This is a genomic window from Burkholderia sp. Tr-20390 (genome assembly GCF_017104595.1).
Taxonomy (GTDB): Bacteria; Pseudomonadota; Gammaproteobacteria; order Burkholderiales; family Burkholderiaceae; genus Burkholderia.
This window is the reverse complement of record NZ_JAAGPC010000393.1, coordinates 1-1,742: the sequence shown is the minus strand read 5'-3', so window position 1 is coordinate 1,742 and position 1,742 is coordinate 1. Positions and strand designations below refer to the sequence as shown.

1 pseudogene is annotated in these 1,742 nt (G+C 74.2%); it reads left to right on the top strand.

The annotated features are described in order from the left end of the window. Positions 1 to 1,742: pseudogene (locus G3N98_RS39175) on the top strand (LuxR family transcriptional regulator); the annotation flags it as partial.

Genomic DNA, 1,742 nt, shown 5'->3' with positions numbered 1-1,742 from the left:
TGGCCGCTCGGCCTGCAGCTCGCGATGGCCGCGATGGCGCGCTCGGCCGATCCGCGCCAGGCGGTCGACGCACTCGCCGCCCGCGTGGACGGCACGCGCGACCGGCTCGTCGAGCTGCTGCTCGCGAACCTGTCGGCCGACGACACTGCGTTCTTGACGCGCACGAGCGTCGCCGATCGCCTGCATCCGTCGCTGTGCGCCGCGCTGCTCGACGACGCAGGCGCACCCGACCGTCTCGCCCGACTCGCACGCGACACGCCGCTGTTCATTGCGTCGGACGATTCGGACTGGTGCCGGCTGCATCCGCTCGTGCGCGACACGCTGCGCGACCGCCTGGCGGCGGGCCCCGACGCCGAGCGCAGCGCGCTGCATGCGCGGGCGGCTGCCTGGCTCGACGCGCACGGGATGACCGAGGAAGCCGCGCGCCACGCGTATGCGGCCGGCCAGTTCGAGGTCGCGTACGCGCTCGCGCAGCGTTGCCTCGAGGATGCGATCAAGCAGGGCCGCATCAACGACGTGCTCGACTGGCTCGCGCTGCTACCCGACGCGGAGCTCGACAAGCGCCCGACGCTGCGCGTCGCGGTGGCCTGGGCGCTGGCGCTCGGCGAGCGCCATGTCGAGGCGCAACGCCAGATCGCGGGCATCCTCGCGGACTCCGGCACGCCCGCGGCGATGCGCTACGAATGCGCGCTGATCCTCAGCGCGGCCGCGTATTACGCCGACGAAATCGACCGCTTCGTCGAGCTGTTCGAGCCGTGGGCCGACTTCACGCCGCCGGCGGCGACGTGGCTCGCGCAAATGCACGCGAACCGGCTGTCGGCGCGCGCGATCATCGTCGGCGAACCGGCGCAGGCGCGCCGCTTCCAGCACGCGGCGCCGCGCGGCGAGACGGCGGCCGGGTTCGGCTACGTCGCCCGCTGGGGCGAGCTGATCACGGGCCTGAGCTACCTGCGCGAGGGCCAGGTCCGGCTGGCCGACGACGCGCTGTCGCCCGCGCTGGCGCGTGCGGAAGCCGATCTCGGGCGCCGCCATCCCCTCACCTGCATGCTCGCGGCGATGTGCGCGGCGCTCGCGTACGAGGCCGACCGCGTCGACCAGGCCGCCGCACTGCTCGCGAACCGGCTCGATGTGCTCGAACATGCGGGCACGCCCGACACCGTGCTGCTCGGCTATCGCACCGCCGCGCGCATCGCGTTGCTGCGCGGCGTCGAGCACCGCGCGATCGACCTGCTCGAAGCCCTCGACGCGATGGGTGTCGCGCGCCGCCTGCCGCGCCTGTCGGTCGCGAGCCTCGCCGAACAGGTGCGCATTCATGCGGCGCGTTATCGCGAAGCGACCTGCCACGCGCTCGTCGAGCGGATCGATGCGATCGCCGCGGCCGAGTTTCCGTCGCACGGGCCGTTGTGGCGGCGCCCCGTCGTGCTGCTGCAGGCCACCGCGCACGCGGGTGCCGCGCTGGCCGCGCGCCGCTGGGACGATGCAAGCGCAGCGCTCGACGAAGCCGCCGTGCTGGCCCGCGAAATGAGCATGGGGCAGGCGCGCATCGAGATCATGGCGCTCAGCGCGTTCGCGCGCGAACAGTCGTGCGGCGGCGGCCGTGCGTTGCTCGACGAAGCGATGAACCTCGCGGACCTGTTCGGGCTGACGCGCACGCTCGCCGATGCGCATCCGGCCATCGCCGACTGGGCGCGCCGTGCCGGCGACGAACCGGCCGCCGGCGCCGGCCCCGCGCGGCACGCGGG